The sequence below is a fragment of the Leifsonia sp. PS1209 genome (genome assembly GCF_012317045.1).
Classification (GTDB): Bacteria; Actinomycetota; Actinomycetes; order Actinomycetales; family Microbacteriaceae; genus Leifsonia.
The window spans coordinates 2,525,461-2,541,980 of sequence record NZ_CP051154.1; the positions used below are offsets into that span (position 1 = coordinate 2,525,461).

General features: G+C 70.1%; 20 protein-coding genes. 6 read left to right on the top strand and 14 right to left on the bottom strand.

Annotated elements, in window-relative coordinates; genetic code table 11:
- Window positions 1-16 precede the first annotated feature (16 nt).
- The 5 genes from HF024_RS19860 to dapA all read right to left on the bottom strand — a co-directional run bounded on the left by HF024_RS19860 (window position 17) and on the right by dapA (window position 5,049).
- The gene (locus tag HF024_RS19860) at window positions 17-484 is read right to left on the bottom strand and encodes an ABC transporter permease (protein WP_247597098.1); all 468 of its coding nucleotides are present in this window, start codon (window positions 482-484) and stop codon (window positions 17-19) included.
- On the bottom strand, window positions 481-1,185 hold the full coding sequence (locus tag HF024_RS12055; protein ID WP_085370489.1) for an ABC transporter ATP-binding protein: 705 nt from the start codon (window positions 1,183-1,185) through the stop codon (window positions 481-483). The genes HF024_RS19860 and HF024_RS12055 overlap by 4 nt, the downstream gene beginning before the upstream one ends.
- Window positions 1,182-2,183, bottom strand: a complete 1,002-nt coding sequence (locus HF024_RS12060) for an efflux RND transporter periplasmic adaptor subunit (protein WP_168689695.1) — start codon at window positions 2,181-2,183, stop codon at window positions 1,182-1,184. Before HF024_RS12060 ends, HF024_RS12055 begins: the two co-directional genes overlap by 4 nt.
- A 145-nt stretch (window positions 2,184-2,328) precedes the next feature.
- A complete protein-coding gene (locus HF024_RS12065) occupies window positions 2,329-4,005 on the bottom strand; it encodes a ribonuclease J (RefSeq protein WP_085370414.1) in 1,677 nt (558 codons plus the stop codon).
- Between the two features lie 66 nt (window positions 4,006-4,071).
- Window positions 4,072-5,049, bottom strand: a complete 978-nt coding sequence (gene dapA, locus HF024_RS12070) for a 4-hydroxy-tetrahydrodipicolinate synthase (protein ID WP_085370416.1) — start codon at window positions 5,047-5,049, stop codon at window positions 4,072-4,074.
- A gap of 141 nt (window positions 5,050-5,190) precedes the next feature.
- Here dapA and HF024_RS12075 point away from each other — a divergent pair, with 141 nt between their 5' ends.
- The 4 genes from HF024_RS12075 to HF024_RS12090 all read left to right on the top strand — a co-directional run bounded on the left by HF024_RS12075 (window position 5,191) and on the right by HF024_RS12090 (window position 7,534).
- Window positions 5,191-5,631, top strand: coding sequence for a thioredoxin family protein (locus tag HF024_RS12075; RefSeq protein WP_168689696.1), 441 nt, complete (start codon window positions 5,191-5,193; stop codon window positions 5,629-5,631).
- A complete protein-coding gene (locus tag HF024_RS12080; RefSeq protein WP_168689697.1) occupies window positions 5,618-6,106 on the top strand; it encodes a DUF4395 domain-containing protein in 489 nt (162 codons plus the stop codon). The genes HF024_RS12075 and HF024_RS12080 overlap by 14 nt, the downstream gene beginning before the upstream one ends.
- A 108-nt stretch (window positions 6,107-6,214) precedes the next feature.
- On the top strand, window positions 6,215-6,640 hold the full coding sequence (locus tag HF024_RS12085) for an OsmC family peroxiredoxin (protein WP_168689698.1): 426 nt from the start codon (window positions 6,215-6,217) through the stop codon (window positions 6,638-6,640).
- A gap of 3 nt (window positions 6,641-6,643) precedes the next feature.
- Complete coding sequence (locus HF024_RS12090) at window positions 6,644-7,534, top strand: TIGR01777 family oxidoreductase (protein ID WP_168689699.1); 891 nt, start codon at window positions 6,644-6,646, stop codon at window positions 7,532-7,534.
- 17 nt (window positions 7,535-7,551) lie between these two features.
- Here the strand turns inward: HF024_RS12090 and HF024_RS12095 are convergent, their stop codons facing one another.
- Window positions 7,552-7,977: a hypothetical protein gene (locus HF024_RS12095; protein ID WP_179150839.1), complete on the bottom strand. Its 426-nt coding sequence runs from the start codon at window positions 7,975-7,977 to the stop codon at window positions 7,552-7,554.
- 32 nt (window positions 7,978-8,009) lie between these two features.
- Window positions 8,010-8,792: a 4-hydroxy-tetrahydrodipicolinate reductase gene (dapB, locus tag HF024_RS12100; RefSeq protein ID WP_168689700.1), complete on the bottom strand. Its 783-nt coding sequence runs from the start codon at window positions 8,790-8,792 to the stop codon at window positions 8,010-8,012.
- A gap of 79 nt (window positions 8,793-8,871) precedes the next feature.
- Between dapB and HF024_RS12105 the strand changes: the two genes are divergently transcribed.
- Complete coding sequence (locus tag HF024_RS12105) at window positions 8,872-9,363, top strand: GNAT family N-acetyltransferase (RefSeq protein WP_168689701.1); 492 nt, start codon at window positions 8,872-8,874, stop codon at window positions 9,361-9,363.
- Window positions 9,364-9,388: 25 nt separating this feature from the next.
- On the opposite strand, the gene HF024_RS12110 is transcribed toward HF024_RS12105, so the two are convergent.
- Complete coding sequence (locus HF024_RS12110) at window positions 9,389-9,991, bottom strand: histidine phosphatase family protein (protein WP_085370429.1); 603 nt, start codon at window positions 9,989-9,991, stop codon at window positions 9,389-9,391.
- Window positions 9,992-10,028: 37 nt separating this feature from the next.
- Window positions 10,029-11,441 carry a pitrilysin family protein gene (locus tag HF024_RS12115; RefSeq protein ID WP_168689702.1) on the bottom strand — a complete coding sequence of 471 codons (1,413 nt, stop codon included), beginning with the start codon at window positions 11,439-11,441 and terminating at the stop codon, window positions 10,029-10,031.
- Between the two features lie 169 nt (window positions 11,442-11,610).
- Between HF024_RS12115 and HF024_RS12120 the strand changes: the two genes are divergently transcribed.
- A complete protein-coding gene (locus HF024_RS12120; protein WP_085370433.1) occupies window positions 11,611-12,195 on the top strand; it encodes a TetR/AcrR family transcriptional regulator in 585 nt (194 codons plus the stop codon).
- Between the two features lie 111 nt (window positions 12,196-12,306).
- Here the strand turns inward: HF024_RS12120 and HF024_RS12125 are convergent, their stop codons facing one another.
- The 5 genes from HF024_RS12125 to HF024_RS12145 all read right to left on the bottom strand — a co-directional run bounded on the left by HF024_RS12125 (window position 12,307) and on the right by HF024_RS12145 (window position 16,492).
- Window positions 12,307-13,467, bottom strand: coding sequence for an aldo/keto reductase (locus HF024_RS12125; protein WP_247597099.1), 1,161 nt, complete (start codon window positions 13,465-13,467; stop codon window positions 12,307-12,309).
- A gap of 274 nt (window positions 13,468-13,741) precedes the next feature.
- Window positions 13,742-14,557, bottom strand: a complete 816-nt coding sequence (locus HF024_RS12130) for a CoA ester lyase (RefSeq protein WP_168689703.1) — start codon at window positions 14,555-14,557, stop codon at window positions 13,742-13,744.
- Window positions 14,554-15,057, bottom strand: a complete 504-nt coding sequence (locus HF024_RS12135; RefSeq protein WP_168689704.1) for a MaoC family dehydratase — start codon at window positions 15,055-15,057, stop codon at window positions 14,554-14,556. The genes HF024_RS12130 and HF024_RS12135 overlap by 4 nt, the downstream gene beginning before the upstream one ends.
- On the bottom strand, window positions 15,054-15,728 hold the full coding sequence (locus tag HF024_RS12140; RefSeq protein WP_168689705.1) for a CoA transferase subunit B: 675 nt from the start codon (window positions 15,726-15,728) through the stop codon (window positions 15,054-15,056). Before HF024_RS12140 ends, HF024_RS12135 begins: the two co-directional genes overlap by 4 nt.
- Window positions 15,725-16,492, bottom strand: a complete 768-nt coding sequence (locus HF024_RS12145; RefSeq protein ID WP_168689706.1) for a CoA transferase subunit A — start codon at window positions 16,490-16,492, stop codon at window positions 15,725-15,727. Before HF024_RS12145 ends, HF024_RS12140 begins: the two co-directional genes overlap by 4 nt.
- Window positions 16,493-16,520 lie beyond the last annotated feature (28 nt).

Below are 16,520 nucleotides of genomic sequence, written 5' to 3' on the forward strand. Positions count from 1 at the left end.
CAGAAATCGCCGTTGACTACGAGCGCCGGTGCCAGCCGCTCCGTGTCGGATTCGCGAACCAGGACCCTTCCGAGATGCGGAGGCGGTGCATCGCCGCATACGGCTGATCGACGGCCGTGGTGTTGACCTCGGCGACGCCTCCCCGGAACTGCACACGCATCCCGAATGGGCGCACGGACGAGGTGTACTCGATCTTGTGGCGTTCGACGACCCCGGCCCACGCCTGGGGCAGCCCTCCCCCCACGAGCGGCGTGCCGTCCGGGCCGTACGACGCGGAGACGGACAGCAGCGCCGGCCGGCCGCCGAACCGCTCGTTGGACTCCGTGAGGCCCTGCTGCGCGATGTTCGCGAGCCCGACGACGGAGCTCAGCGCGCACACCGCGACGGCGACGCCGATCAGTGACAGCAGCACGCGCACCCGGTGGATGCGCACCTCCTGCCAGGCTTCGACGATCGCGCCCCGGACCGACTCGACCGCCCTCACGCCGGTACCTCCGCGCCGGACTCGACCGGATGCAGCCGGCCGGCGTCCAGCCGGTGCCGCTCGTCGGCGAGCGCGGCGATCGCCGGGTCGTGCGTGATGGTGACGAGAGCTGCGCCGTAGTCGGTCGCGACGGTGTCGAGGAGCCCCATCACCGAGGTCCCCGTCTCCACGTCGAGGGCGCCGGTCGGCTCGTCGGCGAGGATGAGGCGCGGTTCGCGCACGAGGGCTCTGGCGATGGCGACGCGCTGCTGCTCACCGCCGGAGAGCTTCTCCGGCATCGTGTCGAGGCGGTGGCCCAGCCCGACCTTGTCGAGCATCTCGGCGGCGATGGCCCTGCGCCGCCAGAACCGGCGCCCGCTCGCGTAGAGCAGCGGGGTCATCACGTTCTCGAGCGCGGAACGCCCCGACAGCAGGTTGAACTGCTGGAAGATGAAGCCGACGTCCGCACCGCGCTGCCGATCGCGCGCACCCGACCGCAGCCGGGCGACCGATCGTCCGTCGAACTCGAACACCCCGGAGGTCGGCGCATCCAGCAGGCCCAGGATGTTGAGCAGAGTGGACTTGCCGGAGCCGGAACGCCCGACGATCGAGGTGCGCTCCCCGTGTTCGACGACGAGGTCGACGCCGTGCAGGATGGTCAGCGGCTCGGCGTCCGGGATGTCGACCGTCTTGGTCACACCCTCGAGTCGCAGCAGGGTCACGAGCCGACCGACGCGCAGGACATCGAGCCGTCAGGCCCGGTGATGCACCCGTTCTCGTCGGGCATCGGTGCGCCAGGGACGAACTCGAGGATCGTGTCGCCCTCCTTCACCCCGCCGCGGACCTCGACGGCGGTGCCGTCGGTGAGGCCGAGGGTCACGGCGACCTCCTTCGGCGCCCCGCCCTTCGGATCCGGCAGGAAGACGATGCCCTTCTCGGCCGTGCCCTTGATGGCCGTGGTGGGAACGGTGAGCACGCCCTCCGCCCGGCCGCCGGACATGGTGAGGTCGGCGGAGAGACCCGCGAACACGGTGACGCCGGCCGGGATCGCGCAGCGGACGGTGGTCGACGATCCGGATGCGCCTCCGCCGCCCTGCTGCTCGGAGCCGGCCGGCGGGGTCTGTGCCGTGTCGGCGGTCGCGGCGGGCGTGGTGATGCTGAGGCCGGTGCAGGTGAACGGCGCCGGGCCGTTCTTGATGGTCACCACGGCCTCCGTCGGTCGGTTGAGCAACCGGTACTGCTGGGCGGACGGCAGGGATGCCGTGGCCGAGAACGTGGGAGGCGCGATGCCGCCCGTCGCCTCGCCGACCGCCACCGACTGGCCGGGGATGACCGGCAGAGCGCTGACGATGCCGCCGATCGGGGCGGTGACCTCGACGTAGCTGACGGCGGGCTTCGGCTGCGTGACGACGGGAACGCCGTCGGGCCCTGTCGTCTCGACCGGGTCGCGTGGCGTCTCCACCTTGATGTCGTAGAGCGTCGCTCCGGCCTCCACCGCGGCGCCGACGGCGACCTGCACCTCGTCGACCACGCCGGCGGCCGTGGCCCTGACCGGTGCGGCGGGATCGGCGACGATGGAACCACTCACGGTCACATCGTTGACGATCGTGCCGGTCTGCACGGCCACGGTCGGATCGCTCAGCTCGGCGGTCGGCTGCAGCGGATCGGACGCCGATGGGCCGTCACCGAAGAACGCCAGTTTGACGAGTGCTGCCGCCACGACGGCGACGAGAACCAGACGGATGATGGGAAAGACCCATCGTCGCGTTACCCCCACTGTTCCTGCTTTCTGCTTTGAGTTATCTAGTCCCTCGCCCGCGACACGGACGAGGGGCCACCCCCCCGGCGGCTTGTTCGTCAGTGCGTCACGCCTCGATCACGAGCGGAACGATCATCGGACGACGGCGGTAGCTGGTGTTGACCCAGCGGCCGACGGTGCGGCGCACGACCTGCGAGAGCGCGTGCGAGTCGCGGACGCCGTTGTGGGCCGCCTCCGCCAGCGCTGAGGCGATCTTGGGCTTGACCGCGTCGAACACGGCGTCGTCTTCGGCGAAGCCGCGCGCGTGGATCTCCGGGCCCGTGACGATGCGGCCGGTGGCCGCCTCGACGACGACGATGATCGAGATGAAGCCCTCTTCGCCGAGGATCCTGCGGTCTTTGAGGTCGGCGTCGGTGATCTCGCCGACACTCGAACCGTCCACGTAGACGAAGCCGAGGTCGAGCTGGCCGACGACCCGGGCGACACCGTCGCGCAGGTCGATCACGGTGCCGTCTTCCGCGAGGATGGTGTTCTGCTCCGGCACGCCGGTGTCCATCGCCAGACGCGCGTTCGCGACCAGGTGGCGGTACTCGCCGTGCACCGGCATGACGTTCTTCGGCTTCAGGATGTTGTAGCAGTAGAGCAGCTCGCCCGCGGCGGCGTGGCCGGAGACGTGGACCTTTGCGTTGCCCTTGTGCACGACGTTTGCGCCGAGCTTGGTCAGGCCGTCGATCACGCGGTACACGGCGTTCTCGTTGCCCGGGATCAGGCTGGACGCCAGGATGACCGTGTCGCCCTGGCCGATCTCGATCTGGTGGTCGAGGTTGGCCATGCGCGCGAGCACGGCCATCGGCTCTCCCTGCGAGCCGGTGGACATGTAGACGATCTCGTCGTCCGGCAGGTCGGCTGCCTTCTTGTAGTCGATCAGCACGCCCTCCGGCACCTTGAGGTAGCCGAGGTCGGCGGCGATGCCCATGTTGCGCACCATCGAACGGCCGAGCAGCGCGACGCGTCGTCCGTTGGCGGCCGCGGCGTCGAGCACCTGCTGCACCCGGTGCACGTGGCTGGAGAAGCTCGCGACGATCACGCGGCGCGGAGCGCGGGCGATGACGTTGTCGAGCACGGGACCGATGGATCGTTCGAGCGGGGTGAAGCCGGGCACGTCGGCGTTCGTGGAGTCGGCCAGGAACAGGTCGACGCCCTTCTCGCCGAGGCGGGCGAAGGCCCGCAGGTCTGTCAGGCGGTCGTCCAGCGGAAGCTGGTCCATCTTGAAGTCGCCGGTGTGCAGCACGACGCCGGCCGGCGTGGTGATCGCGACGGCGAGCGCATCCGGGATCGAGTGGTTGACGGCGACGAACTCGAGCGAGAACGGCCCGAGCTGCTCGACCTGCCCCTCCTTGACGGTGAGGCTGTACGGCTGGATGCGGTGCTCCTTGAGCTTCGCCTCCACCAGAGCGAGGGTGAGGCCGGAGCCGATGAGCGGGATGTCCCTGCGCAGCTTGAGCAGATATGGCACGGCGCCGATGTGGTCTTCGTGGCCGTGCGTGAGCACGACGCCCACCACGTCGTCGAGCCGGTCGCGGACCGGTGCGAAGTCGGGCAGGATCAGGTCGACGCCCGGCTGGTTCTCCTCCGGGAAGAGGACGCCGCAGTCGACGATGAGGAGCTTGCCCTCGTATTCGAAGACCGTCATGTTGCGGCCGATCTCCCCCAGGCCGCCGGTGGGGATGATCCTGAGGGTGCCCGGTTCGAGTGCGGGCGGGTCGGAGACGAGGTTGGGCATGTGCCCTCCTAAACAGATACCGGCGCTGTGCGCCTGTTGTGGTTCGAGCCGTGCAATGGCAGCGGCCTATCGAGTTGTTCCGGCGATTCGGGGCAGAGCACCGCCTGCTGCGGCGTTGCGATCCGGCCGGAAGTTGGAGAAGTCGACACCGGGGATGTCTTTGACGAGGTCGAGCTCGTCTTCGATCTGAGCAGCCTCCCACTCCTCCGGACCGACGAGCGGCAGGCGCACGCGCGGGCTGGAGATGCGGCCGAGGCCGTGCAGGATGTACTTCGCGGCGACCGTGCCGGGCACGTGTGTCATGACGGCGCGCACCAGCGGTTCGAGCTTCTGGTGCGCCGCGGTGGCTGTGGCGAGATCGCCCGCGTTGACCGCATCCACGATCTGGCGGTACGGCCGCGCGGCGATGTTGGCCGTGACGCCGATGAGGCCCGTTGCTCCGATGGCCAGGTGCGGGAGCACGTTGGCGTCGTCGCCGGAGAAGTAGAGCAGGTCGGTCTGGTTGAGCACCCGGCTGACCTCGCTGAAATCGCCCTTCGCGTCTTTGATGGCGAGCACGTTGGGGTGCTTCGCGATGCGGAGGATGGTCTCGTATTTGATCGGGACGCCGGTGCGGCCGGGGATGTCGTAGAGGATCACCGGAAGGTCGGTGGAGTCCGCGATGAGCCGGAAGTGGGTGAGGATGCCCGCCTGGGTGGGCTTGTTGTAATAGGGAGTGACGATCATCACGCCGTCCGCCCCCGCCTTCTCGCTCTGCTGATAGAGCTGGATGGCGTGCGCCGTCTCGTTGGAACCGCCGCCCGTGATGATCTTGGCGCGACCGGCCGCCACGTCTTTGCCGACCTCGACCAGCCGCAGCTTCTCGTGGTCGGTGAGAGTGGAGGTCTCCCCGGTCGTGCCGGTGACGACGATGCCGTCTGCCCCCGCGGTGATCACGTCGTCGATGTGCTTCTCCACGCCGGCCCAGTCGACCTCGCCATCGGCGGTGAACGGGGTGACCAGGGCCACGAGGACCTGGCCGAACGGATTCGCGGAGTTCGACATGGCTCAAGGTTATCGGGTCGGTCGCTCCGGGCGCTCTCCCCCTCGTCGGATCTGTGGACAGTCCCCGTTATCCACATGCGCCTGCGTCATCCGCCGTCACACTCCGCATCCGGTGCCGTAGCGGGCGTAACGTCACGGTCCATGAACGCTTGGGAAGCGGCCGCCGTGCTCGTCGCGCTCGTCGTCGCCGCCACGGTGGGCGGGTTGCTCTGGCGCAGGACCACCGGGCGCGTCCGCACCGCAAGGCAGACGCGTGTCGTCACGGCCGCAGAGGTCGGAGCAACCTCCTTCGGCAGCGCCGCGACGCTCCTCCAGTTCTCCACTGAGTTCTGCGCGCCGTGCACGGCGACCGCCCGCATCCTGAGCGGCATCGCCGACGAGCGGCCGGGCGTCGCCCACGTGGATGTGGACCTCACCCACCGTCCGGACCTCGCCTCGCGCTTCGGCGTGCTGCAGACGCCCACCACCCTCGTGCTCGACACCTCCGGCGCCATCCGCGCACGCATCGGAGGGGCGGCCCGCGCCGACGAGGTGCGCATCACCATCGACCAGATCACCGGGAGCGACCATGTCAACGCCTGAACAGACGACCACCGTCCGCGCCGGGATCGACCCCCGATCGCCCCGCTTCGGGGCGGGCATCACGGCCGTGCTCCTCCTCATCGACGTGTTCCTCGGCCTGGTCGGCGCGACGACGGCGGCGTTCTGGCTGCTGCTCGCCATCGCACTGCTCTTCGGCTGGGGTGCGTTCGCCGGCATCCGGCGCCACCCGTACGGCGCGCTGTTCCGCACCGTCGTGCGCCCCAGGCTCGCGCCGCCCGCCGAGTTCGAGGACCCTGCTCCCCCGACCTTCGCCCAGGGGGTCGGGCTGGTCGTCACCGGGCTCGGCCTGCTCCTGCACCTGCTCGGGGTGCCGGCCGTGCTCCCGATCGCCGCGGCGCTGGCGTTCGTCGCCGCCTTCCTCAACTCCGTCTTCGGATACTGCCTCGGCTGCCAGATCTACCTGCTGCTCGTGCGCGCCGGCGTGATCCGCCGCGGCGGCGTCGCAGCCGCCTGAACGAATACCAGGGAATCCCCCGTACGCCCTGCCTCGGTGTCTGGGGGCGCGATTAGGCTGGTCGAACCGTCCGCGCACCGTGCGGGGGAACAACGAGGAGGACCACACATGGCAGTCACGAGCGCATCGACAACCGTCTGGACCGGCGACCTGAAGTCCGGCTCCGGCGAGGTCACCCTCGACTCGTCGCACTCCGCACAGTTCCCCGTCAGCTGGGCCGCCCGCTCGCAGGGCTCCAGCGACGTGACGACGCCCGAGGAACTGCTCGGCGCCGCGCACTCCGCGTGCTTCTCGATGGCGTTCTCCAACGCACTCAGCAGCTTCGGCACCACCCCGGAGCGCCTCCAGGTCACCGCGCACGTCGGCTTCGACCCCGCGGAGGGCATCACCGGCAGCCACCTGGTGGTCGAGGCGACCGTGCCCGGTCTCTCCGTCGAGGACTTCAACCGTCTCGCCGACGAGGCGAAGACCGGCTGCCCCGTCTCCCGCGCGCTGGTCGGCATCCCGATCACCATCGAAGCCACCCTGGTCTAGCCGATGAGGGTGCTCATCGCGGGCGCCTCCGGCATGATCGGCACCGAGGTCACCGCACAGCTGGCTGCGCAGGGGCACGAGGTGCTGAGACTGGTCCGCGGTGCGCCGTCGGCCGCGAACGAATACAACTGGGCGCCCGCCGCCCGCATCATCGACTTCACGCTGATGGACAGAGTGGATGCGGTGGTCAACCTGTCCGGCGCATCCATCAGCCGTCTGCCGTGGACGCCCGCGTGGAAGCGGACCATCCTCGCCTCGCGCCTGGAGGCCACGCACACCCTGACGGACGCGATGCGGATGGCCGCCTCTCCCCCCGCGGTGTTCGTGAGCGGGTCGGCCGTCGGGTTCTACGGCGACCGGCCCGGCCAGAAGCTGACGGAGACGGCGATCAAGGGCACCGGCTTCCTCTCCGACGTGGTCGAGGCGTGGGAGTCCGCCGCGCACCTCGCGCCGGAGAAGACGCGCGTGGTCACGGTGCGGACCGGCGTGGTCGTCGGGCGCGGGGGCGCGATGAAGCCGCTGCTCCCCGCCGGACAACTCGGGCTGCTCGGGCCGATCGCGGGCGGCGGCCAGCACTGGCCCTGGGTGAGCCTGCACGACGAGGCAGCAGCCATCGTGCACCTGCTCGACTCGACGCTGCGCGGACCGGTCAATGTGGCAGGACCGACACCGGCGACGGCCGACACGGTGCTGCGCGCGCTCGCGGCGACGCTGCGGCGGCCGTATGGACTGCCTCTGCCCGCCAAGGCGATCACGCTCGCGCTCGGCGACGCCGGACGCGAGCTGCTGCTGGCCAGCCAGAAGGTGGTGCCGCAGAAGCTGCTCGACGACGGGTTCGTGTTCTCCGAGCCGACGGTGCGGGATGCGATGGAGCGGCTGGTCGCGAAGCGGTAGTCGCGGCCGGTTCGCCTCTACGCGGCGCGCTGCTCCGTGCGGTACAGCCGGATCGACTCGCGCAGCGCGGAGCGCGCCCGCTTGCGGTCGCCGGACGCGTCGTAGGCGAGCCCGAGCCGGAACCACGCGCGCCAGCTCTCCGGCTGCGCCTCCACCTCGGCCTTGTAGCGAGGGAACTCCTCGTCGGCCGCGTCGCGCAGGGGACGGCCGCTGGCGCGGACGGGGAGGTCTTCGACGGGGAGGCCGCCCTCCGCATCCAGGATCTTGACCAGCTTCTCGGTGCGGGCGCCGAACAGCAGCTCCCGGCCGATCGCCCACGCCGCCACGATCGGCAGCGCGAGCAGCGCGACGCCCATCGCGATCGCAATGCCCTCGCCGGTCGCCATGAGCATGACGGCGCGCTGCAGGACGAGCACCAGGTAGACCGCGAGGATGACCGCCATGACGATGGCGGCGATACGGTTCCGCACGGCCGTTACGCCGTCTCGCGCACGGTGGGCCGGGGCGGCTCGCCGTCGGGCTCCGCGATGCCCAGGTCGATCAGCTTGTCGAGCCCGACCGTGACGCCGACGGTCGACGCCGCAGCGCGGAGCGCGAGCAGGATGCCCGCCTCGTACGACTCGGAGCCGACAGTGTCGTGCCGGATCGTCAGGGTCTCCCCCGCGCCGCCGAAGACGACCTGCTGCTGCGCGACGATCCCGCGCATCCGGAGGCTGTGGATGGGGACGCTCGCCACCTGCTGGCCGCGGGCGCGCTGGTCGGTGTGCGGGGCATCCACGGGTCCGCGTTCCGCTCGGGCCGCACCGATCAGCTCGGCGGTGCGCACCGCGGTGCCGGAGGGCGAGTCGACCTTCTCCGCTCCGTGGGCCTCGATGATCTCGATGGAGTCGAAGAACCGGGCGGCGACCGTCGCGAACGCGGTGCCGAGGGCGGAGCCGAGCGAGAAGTTGGGGATGACGACCGCTCCGACGCCGTCGTGGGCGGCCACGCGACGCTCGAGGTCCAGGATGCGGTCGGCCGACCATCCCGAGGTGCCGACGAGCACGTTCAGCCCGTTGTCGACCGCGAAGGCGACGATGCCGGGACTGACCGCCGGGAGGGTCATGTCGACCAGCACGTCCGCACCGAGCATGTCTTCCAGTGGGGAGCGGGAGCCGAGGCTGGCGACGAGTTCGACGTCGTCGGCCTCCTCGATCAGCCGCACGGCGACGCTGCCCAGTTTTCCGGTCGCCCCAGCGACGGCTACGCGAATAGTCACCAGACCAATCTACCCGCCGCGCCTCTGGGAAAGATCCGGGATGCGCGGCACACGCCTGCCACGGAACTACGCTGGGGCGATGGTGTCTTTTGCTGATGTCGCCGTCACGGATGCGACCGCCCACCGGATGCTCAGCGACTACTTCGCGGAGCGGGCGGTCTCCTTCCCCACGTCGCAGGGCGCATACCGCACGACCTTCCCCGACCCCAGCCAGTTCGTACCGCCCGCCGGGGTGTTCCTGCTGGCGTACGACGAGGACGGCGAGGCCGGCTGCGGCGGCGTGAGAGAGCTCAGCGTCCCGCTCGCCGACGCCGACCCTGAGCTTCCGGTGGTGCGCTACGAGATCAAGCACCTGTGGGTCGCACCCGCGCACCGCGGACAGGGGCTGGGGCGCGCGATCCTCTCCGAGCTGGAGCACCGGGCGCGCGGGTTCGGTGCGACCGAAGTGGTGCTCGACACCAACGCCAGCCTGGAGGCGGCCGGCGGGCTGTACCGGTCGCACGGCTACGAGAACATCCAGCCGTACAACGACAACCCCAACGCGACGGACTGGTTCCGCAAGCAGCTGTGACAGCAGCGGGCGAGGCGCCCCGCGACTAGACCGGCTGCAGCTCCGGCAGGCCCGTGCGCAGCTCGACGGGCAGGTGCCCGAGATCGTTGTGGACGACGAGCACCGGCGGCTTCGCCGAGCGCACCCGGATGATGGTCAGCCCGCAGTTGGCCTGGTTGAGTCCCAGCCACCGCCACGCCGGAGCGTCGAAGACGTGCCGCACGAACCAGCCGATGACGAAGTTGTGGGTGACGAGCAGATCGTGCCTGTCGCCGAGCGCCGGCGTGAGGAACTCGCCGACCGCGTCGTCCATCTGCGCCCGCCCCGCCTCGATCTCCGCGTCCGTGACGTTGCCGAAGAACGACTCGAACGCCTTCGGCATGTCCGGGGTCGGCCCGGACGGGATGCAGTCGAACAGCAGGCTCGACGGCTCCGGCGTCAGTGCGGGCATCCGCTCCGCCATGATCGCTGCCGTCTCGGCCGCGCGATTCAGCGGTGAGTGGTACATGCCGGTGAACGGCACGCCGCTCAGCCGTTCAGCGACCAGCTGGGCCTGACGCTTGCCACGCGGCGAGAGCGGGCCGTCGGGGAGGCCGTGTTCTGCATCCTGCTGCTCACCGTGGCGAACGAGATAGAGGTAATGGGGCACCGGGAAGCCTTTCGGAGGTACGGATGGAAGCGGTGGGTCACGGAGCGAGGCCGGCGAACTGGTCGTCGGTCACGCTCCCCACCGCGGAGATGGAGACCGGTCGGCTCGCCAGGTCGGTGGCGAGGCTCTGCACATCGTCGGCGGTGACGAGGTGCAGGCGCCGGAGGCTCTCATCGAGGTCGGAGAACTCGCCCAGGCTGATCTCGGCTCTGCCGAGCCGCGACATCCTGGTGTCGGAGTCCTCGAGGGCGAGGGCGGCGCCCCCGGACAGCTGGCCGACGGCGCGGCGCATCTCGTCCGGCGTGACACCGCCGTCGGCGAGGCGGTGCAGCTCGCCGAGCATCAGCTCGGCGACCTGCGTGGCCTTCGCGGGAGCGCATCCCGCGTAGAGGCCGAAGATCCCGGCGTCGGAGTATGCGCCGGAGAACGAATACACGGCGTACGCCAGACCGCGCTTCTCGCGCACCTCCTGGAAGAGCCGGGACGACATCCCGCCGCCGAGGATGGAGTTGAGCACGCCCATCGTGGTGCGGCGCTCGTCGGTGGCGACGATGCCGGGGACGCCGATGAGGAGGTTGGCCTGCTCGGTGGGGCGCTGGACGGTGACGATCGACGCTCCGCGCTCGATGTCGGCGGCAGTGGATGCGCGCCGCTCGACCGGGGACGCCTCCACGCTCAGGTCCCAGCCCGCCGCGACGAGTGCGCGCTCGACGCCCGAGACGAGAAGGTCGTGGTCGACGGCGCCCGCCGCCGTGATGACGAGGTCCTGGGGACGGTAGTTGGCGCGATAATGCGCGAGCACCGCATCCCTGGTCGCCTCGCGGATGGTCTGCGGGCTGCCGCCGATCGGACGGCCGAGTGGATGCGCGCCGAGCACCGCCTCGAAGAACCGCTCGTTGGCCACGTCGGCCGGATCGTCCTCGGCCATCGACAGCTCTTCGAGGATGACGCCGCGCTCGTTCTCGAACTCGACGGGGTCGAGGAGCGAGGAGGTGAGCATGTCGGCGATGACCTCGACGGCCATCGGAAGGTCGCGGTCCTGCACCTTGGCGTAGTAGCAGGTGTACTCCTTGGCCGTCATCGCGTTGTGCTCTCCGCCGACCGAGTCGAAGGAGATGGCGATGTCGAGTGCCGTCCGGGTCGGAGTGCCCTTGAACAGGAGGTGCTCGAGGAAGTGCGTGGAGCCGAAGCTCGCGGGGACGGCCGGGATCGCGGGCGTGGCGGGAGCGCCGCCGGACGCCGGGCGCGCCGGGGTGGCGGGGATCGCATCCACTTCGTCGCGGGAGCCGACGGCGACCCAGTAGCCGAGGGTGGCGCTGCGGGCGCCGGGCACCTGCTCGCTCAGGATGCGGACGCCGCTCGGCAGGACGGTGCGCCTGACCAGCGCCTCGCCGGATGCGGCGAAAGAGAGGTCGGCCAGACCGAGCGGGAGGTCGACTGCGCTGTTCATCCCTTCCACCCTACGCCAGCGGCTCAGGAATCCTTTGGCACGAAATGAGGACAAACAGACTGGTCTGTCTACTATATACTGGTGTCACAGCGCTCCGACGGGTCCCTACGTCGGAGCAGAATCACGAGGGCGGACCCGACCGCCCTCCGCAGTGAAGGAGTCGTGCCGGATGGTCGTAAGTGCCCGAGCGACCATCCGGCCGCCCGCGCCGTCGAAGGTCAAGATCCTCGCGACGGCAGACGAGCTCTTCTACCAGGAAGGCATCCACACGGTGGGTGTCGACCGCATCATCGCGGGAGCGCGCGTCACCAAAGCGACGTTCTACAAGCACTACCGCTCGAAAGACCTGCTGATCATCGCGTACGTCGAAGGCCGCGACAAGCAGGTGCGCGACTGGTTCGACGAGCAGGAACGCGAAGGCCACGACCCGCGCACGATCGCCCGCGCCCTGGTCGACTCGATCAACCTCGAAGCGGTGCGCCCCGGATTCCACGGTGACCCGTTCATCAACGCCGCAGCGCAGTTCGCCGACGAGACCCACCCGGTGCGCGTCGCGGTCAGCACCCACCGCGACTGGTACGCGCGCCGCATCGAAGAACTGTTCCGCGACATCGGCCACCCGCGACCGGGCGACGCCGCAGACGACCTGATCCTCGCGCGGGATGGCGCGCTCGCCGGCGGCTACGTCGGCGACGCGATCGCGGCGGGAGCCGCGCTGCACCGCTCACTCGACCGCATCCTCGCGGAGGCGTAACGGCGGAGTTCTCGCCCGACACGCCGCGCGCGACTCCGCTGGAGCGGAGATCGTGGGCGGTATCGAGCGACATTTCCGCCTGAGCGGACGGCGTTGCGCGCCGCGCCTGAGCTACTCGGAGACGCGGTCGAGTTCGAGCATGTTGGCCCTGGTGAGGCGGATGCCTGCCGAGACCATGAGCGCATCCACCTGTTCGGGGCGGCTGGCGCTGGCGACCGGTGCGACCACGTTGCGCTTGGCGAGGAGCCAGGCGATGGCGATGCTCGCGGGCGTGACCTGCTGCTCGGCCGCGATGCGGTCGAGGGCGGCGAGGACGCGCTGACCCTTGCGGTTGACGTACGCGGCGGCCCGGATGCTGCGGGCGTCGGCGTTCAGGTCGCCCTTGCTGCGGTACTTGCCCGTGAGGAACCCGTTCGCGAGCGCGTAGTACGGCATCACGGCGAGGCCCTGGGCCGCGGCGACGATGCGCAGCGCGCTCTCGAACTCGGTGCGGTGCATCAGGTTGTACTGCGTCTGCACGGCGATGAACTTCGGCAGCCCCGTCGACGACAGGATGCGGGCCTCGATGAGGCGGTCCGCGCTGAAGTTGGACGCGGCGAGGTACCGGACCTTGCCGGACTCGATCAGCCACTCGACGGTCGCGAGGCTGTCTTCGAGGGGCACATCCGGGTCGTCGTCGTGGAAGTAGAGCAGGTCGATGTGGTCGGTCTGCAGACGTTCGAGCGACGCCTCGACGGCGCGCACGATGCTGACCGAACCGAGGCCCGGGTTCTCGTGGTGGCGGCCCACCTTCGTGGCGACGACCACCTGGTCGCGGTTGCCGCGCTCGCGCATCCACTTGCCGATGAGCACTTCACTGCGGCCGCCGACGTAGCTGTCCGCTGTGTCGATGAAGTTGCCGCCGAGGTGCGCGAACCTGTCCAGGATGCGCAGCGACGTGTCGCCGTCGGCCGTCCAGCCGAAGACGCTGGCGCCGAGCGACAGCGGGTAGACCGCGAGGTCGCTCTCGCCGATGCGGCGGGGCGCGATGATCGACAGCGGGCCCGTGCGTTCGAGCGCGGGATCGAGGGCTGGCATGGCAGCAGTTTCGACGCCGATGGACTCGGTCAGCACCTCTTCCGGGGTGCCGGCTTCGAAAGCGCCCGTCTCGAAAGCTCCGGTCTCGACCGTTCCCACCGACCGCGCTCCGGCGCCACCGCGAGCGGACGCACCGCGCGCGACCGTGGACGGCCGGGCGGTCTGGCCGTCGTCGGCACCATCCGCGGGCTCCACCGGGGTGGCTCCGCGTCGCGCGACCGTATCACGCAGACGGAGAGGTAACAGCTGTGGCATGTTCCCTCCCCCTTACTCCGTGCGGTTCGAATCGATTCGAGGACCCCGGTTCCCCGATACTTACTTGCAGCGTAAGGCATACGTCCGACGGGCCAGGGACAATCGCGGTGAACTGTTACACAATGCTTGGTCACAGTTTCATCACGAAACCGGATGGCGTCGGATTCGTGCGCAAATCGGGCCCGAACACACGAAAACGGACCGGTCACGCGGGTCACCGCCGGGCGCGCTCCAGCACCGAACGGGCGTGCGCGATCACCGGTCCGTCCACCATCCGGCCGCCGAAACGGAACACGCCGCCCGCCTCCGCCGCCGCATCCAGCAGCTCCCGCGCATCCCGCACCTGGTCGTCGGTCGGACGGTACGCCGCCCTGATCGTCTCCACCTGCCCGGGGTGGATGCATGCGGTCGCGGCGAACCCGACCGCCGCGGCATCCTCCGCCTCCGCCGCGAGCCCGGCGAGGTCGTCGATGTCGAGGTGCACGGTGTCGACCGCGGCGATCTCCGCGGCCCCGGCGGCGAGCAGCACCGCCGAGCGGGCGTGCACGGCGACATCCCGGTAGCGGCCGTCGGCGTGCCTGCTCGACGTGCCGCCGAGCGACGCCACCAGGTCCTCCGCACCCCACATCAGCGCGACGACCTCGCCCGCCGTCGCGAGCCGCGGGGCGGCGAGCACCCCGGCCGCCGTCTCGCACAGCGCGATCACCGCGAGACCGCCGAGGTCGCGCAGGTCGGCGACCGATTCCGCCTTCGGCAGCATCACCGTGCTGTAGGGCGTCGCGGCGAGCGCGGCCAGGTCGGCGGCGTGGTCGGAGGTGCCTGCCGGATTGACGCGGACGATGACGCGCTCCGGGTCGAGGTCGGACGCGGCGAGCGCCTCCCGTGCCACGGCGCGACGGGACGGGTCGACGGCGTCTTCGAGGTCGATGATGACGGCGTCGGCGCGTTCCAGCGCTTTCCCGTACCGCTCAGGACGGTCGGCCGGGCAGAACAGCAGGGCGGGGCCGAACGCGAACGCTCCCCCGCTCACTCGTCGCCCCCGCCCGCTCTGCCCAGGTCGAGGTGCGCGTCCTTGCACCACATCATCACCTGGCGGGTGGCGGTCGCGACGACCGTGCCGTCCTGGTTGCGCCCGGTGTGCGCCAGGGTGACGATGCCCTGGCCGGGGCGCGACGACGACAACCGCTTGGCGACCACGACCGTCTCCGAATAGAGGGTGTCGCCGTGGTGCAGTGGATGCGGGAAGGTCACGTCGCTGAAGCCCAGGTTCGCCACGATCGTGCCCTGCGTGAGCTGGGCGACGGAGGCGCCGACGAGGGTCGCCAGGGTGAACATCGAGTTCACCAGCCGCTCCCCGAACGGCTGGGTGGCCGACCAGGCGGCGTCGAGGTGCAGCGCCTGCGTGTTCATCGTGAGCGTGGTGAAGAAGACGTTGTCCGCCTCCGTCACGGTGCGTCCTGGACGGTGCAGGTAGCGGGTGTCCTCCTCGAACTCCTCGAAGTAGAGCCCGCGCTGCTCGATCTCCTTCATAATTCACTCCCCTCACCGGCAAGCTCGACGGTCAGCGGTGCGCCCGTCGCGGCGATCACCTCGTCGACCGTGACGCCCGGCGCCGTCTCGCGCAGGACGAGCCGCGCGGTGGAGCCGTCGCCCTCCCGCACCACGTCGATGACCGCGAGGTCGGTGATGACGCGGTCGACGCATCCCGTTCCGGTCAGCGGCAGCGAGCATTCGGCGACGATCTTCGGCCGCCCCTCCCTGTCGACGTGCTCCATCATGACGATGAGGCGTTTGGCGCCGAACACGAGGTCCATCGCCCCGCCCATCCCTTTGACCATCTTGCCGGGGATCATCCAGTTGGCGAGGTCGCCGTTCTGCGAGACCTCCATCGCGCCGAGCACGGCGACGTCGACGTGGCCGCCGCGCACCATCCCGAACGACAGCGACGAGTCGAAGAACGCCGCCCCACGGTTGACGGTGACTGTCTCCTTGCCCGCGTTGATGAGGTCGGGGTCGACGGCGGACTCCTCCGGGTACGGGCCGACGCCGAGCACGCCGTTCTCCGAGTGCAGGATCACCTCGACGTCGTCCGGGATGTAGTTCGGGATGAGGGTGGGCATCCCGATCCCGAGGTTGACGTACTGGCCGTTGCGCAGTTCGCGCGCCACCCGGGCGGCGAGTTCGGTGCGGCTGAGGCTCATCGGGTGCTCCCCTCGTCGAGACGGACTGTCCTGCGCTCGATGCGTTTCTCCACGTCGGGCGCGTGCACCACCCGCTGCACGAAGATGCCCGGGATGTGCACGGAGCCGGGATCGAGGTCGCCCGGCTCCACGAGCTCCTCCACCTCGGCGATGGTGATGCGCCCCGCCATCGCGGCGAGCGGGTTGAAGTTCATCGCCGCGGCGTGGAAGACGAGGTTGCCGTACCGATCGCCCTTCGCTGCGTGGACGAGGGCGAAGTCGGGCGTGAGCGAGCGTTCAAGCACATAGTCCGCACCGTCGAAGCTGCGCACCTCCTTGGGCTCGGACGCCACGGCCACCGAGCCGTCCGCGTTGTAGCGACGGGGCAGACCGCCCTCGGCGATCTGCGTCCCGACGCCCGCCGGGGTGAAGAACGCCGGGATGCCGGCCCCGCCGGCCCGCAGCTTCTCGGCCAGCGTGCCCTGCGGGGTGAGCTCCACCTCCAGCTCGCCGGAGAGGAACTGCCGCGCGAACTCCTTGTTCTCGCCGACGTAGGAGCTGATCATCTTCCGGATGCGCCCGTCCGCCAGCAGGATGCCGAGCCCCCAGTCGTCCACGCCGCAGTTGTTGCTCACGACCTCGAGCTGCGTCGTCCCGCGCTGGTGCAGCGCCGCGATCAGCGCGCTCGGGATACCGCACAGCCCGAACCCGCCCACTGCGAGCGACGCGCCATCCGGGATGTCCGCCACCGCGTCCTCCGCGCTCGCCACCACCTTGTCAATCATGTCTTCCTCTTCCTGCGTGCGAAGCAAT